The organism is Paludisphaera rhizosphaerae (assembly GCF_011065895.1).
Taxonomy (GTDB): Bacteria; Planctomycetota; Planctomycetia; order Isosphaerales; family Isosphaeraceae; genus Paludisphaera; species Paludisphaera rhizosphaerae.
Genome location: NZ_JAALCR010000074.1, coordinates 1 through 2,278, shown reverse-complemented (window position 1 = coordinate 2,278; position 2,278 = coordinate 1). Strand labels below are relative to the sequence as shown.

Here is a 2,278-nt window from a genome sequence, read left to right as displayed (position 1 = left end):
CCTCGACGACCCGAGATGCAAGTGCCCCCAGAACTCCACGCCCCGGCCTTCTTCCAACGCCTCCCACGCCAGGAAGATCGCGTTCAACTCGCGGTCGACCACCGCGTCGAACGGATGCTTACCCAGCAGCCGGACGAACATGAATTGATCGGTATACGTCCAGGTGTGATCGCCGTCGATAAGATCGCGCATCTCCCCCCAACGTTCGAGCAACCACCGCACGCCCTCCGGCGAATCCTCCAGCGCCGCCGCGAAGGCCGCCGGGTCGTCGTTCACCCCCTCCAGCGGCCCACGATTCCCCGTCGCGAACAGCCTCCGCCCCAGCAGCCCGACCTTCGCTTTCACCCGAGCCCGCGACCGCAACATGGCCTTGCGCACCTGCCGCGCAATCAACGCCGCCTCGAACCGCTCCGCCCGCTCCAGCGCCCACGAAGCCTTCGCCGCCCGTTCGACCAAGGCCTGCTCGATCACGTTCGCCGGCTGCCACTCCTCAATCCAGCCGCGAATTCTGGCCTCCAACTCCGCCGGATCCTCCTGCGGCAGGACGACGGGCGATTTCGACCGCATCCCATGCTTCAACGCGTTCATCCGAGCCTTCGCCTTGCCGGCCTCGGATTTGGGCCCGGTGGACTTCTGTGCGTTCTCACGATTGGCGCGGATTTGAGCCTCGGTGGGGGGCATGGCGGGAGTCTCCTCGGTGGGTGCGCAGGGGGGCAGTCTACATGGACTATGGCCCCGGACGCCCTTTCCTGTTCGGAGACTTTGCGACTTGTTGGGGAAGGCGCGACGGGGTCGACCTTCGTAGCTACATTCCCTGGGATCGTCGCGGTACCATGAGTCTCTCTCCTTCGAACACGTCCTGGGTCCGCGCCCGGCCGTCAGGCTGAACGGTTCGCGGTGGGTCGTTGCCTGCCTTCGTTTCCTCGAGGTGGATCATCGCGACGACGAGCATGAACGAGCCCGCCCGGCCCCAGGGACGCCGACTCATCCAACTGGACGTCTTGCGCGGGATCGCGGTGCTGATGGTCATGCTGAACCACGTTCCCCACGATGGGACGAAATCGTTCAGCCTGATCCGGTCGCTCGTCGCGCCCTTCGAGGTCGGATACTGGTCGGGGGTCGACCTGTTCTTCGTGCTCTCGGGCTTCCTGGTCGGGGGCCTGCTCATCTCCGAGTTGCGGGCGCGAGGCGAGATCGACCTGAAGCGCTTCTGGATTCGCCGCGGCCTGAAGATCTGGCCGAGCTACTACCTCTACCTGGCGTATCTGGTCGTGCTGACCGCCCTCGTCTACGTCGATCGCACGGTGCCGCGTGGGCAATTGACGGCGCTCATGGTGCATGCCAAGAAGTTCGTCTACCTGCAGAGCTACGCCTCGTTCAGCAAGCCCCCCGCGCTCGTTTTTGGACCGGGGACGCATACCTGGACGCTGGCCGTTGAGGAGCATTTCTACCTGCTCCTGCCGCTGCTGCTGGTCTTCAGCGGCAAGCGTTGGCGGACGATCCTGCCGGTCGTCTCGATCGCCCTGCTGGTCGTCTGCCTGGCGATCCGCCTGCGGTCGTTCCACCAGCCGATGAACTGGACGTGGGACTACCAGGTGACGCACAAGCGGATCGACGCCCTCTTCTTCGGGGTGCTGCTCGCCTTCCTGGCTCAGACCCGCCCGGGGTTCCTCGCCGCGATCGGCCGATGGCGGCCGCTGGTCGGCGTTGCCGGCCTGCTGCTGATCGCGCCGATGTTCTTCGTCCCGCTGGACTCGGGCTTCGTGAAGACGTTCGGCTACCTGATGCTGAGCCTGGGCTACGGCTGCATCCTGCTGACGTTCGTCTCCAGTGAGCCAGGCCACGGCTTGTTGGGCAGGGCATTGGCTACCCGACCGGCGCGGGTGTTGGCCTGGGTCGGATTCTGGAGCTATTCGATCTACCTTTGGCACATGGAGATCGTCAGCCTGATGAACAGCGGCCCCGCCGAGCGGTGGTTCGACGGATTTCCCTCGGATCTCCGACTCCTCGTCTACCTGACGGCCGCGATCAGCGTCGGAGTCCTGATGGGGAGGCTCATCGAGAAGCCGGCGCTGACGTGGCGCGAGCGATACTTCCCATCCCGCTCGCCGAACTCTCCGGTTCCCGAACCGGCCGTCGTAGAAGATGACGATCCGGGCGTCGCCGATCAGGAGGTGCCGCCGGCCGTGGAACCGGCGAGCACCTGACGTATCAACGAGACGATCGACCGAATTCGTAGGGGCGTCCCTTGTGGGCGCCCCGATCGCCGTGGACATCC

Annotated in this window: 1 protein-coding gene and 1 pseudogene; one reads left to right on the top strand and one right to left on the bottom strand. The window is 65.4% G+C overall.

Annotation, left to right across the window (positions count from 1 at the left end; genetic code table 11):
- Nucleotides 1-681, bottom strand: a pseudogene (locus tag G5C50_RS31980) (hypothetical protein); the annotation flags it as partial.
- Nucleotides 682-950: 269 nt separating this feature from the next.
- Between G5C50_RS31980 and G5C50_RS31975 the strand changes: the two are divergent.
- Nucleotides 951-2,207: an acyltransferase family protein gene (locus G5C50_RS31975; RefSeq protein WP_165076132.1), complete on the top strand. Its 1,257-nt coding sequence runs from the start codon at nucleotides 951-953 to the stop codon at nucleotides 2,205-2,207.
- The last annotated feature ends 71 nt before the right edge of the window (nucleotides 2,208-2,278 follow it).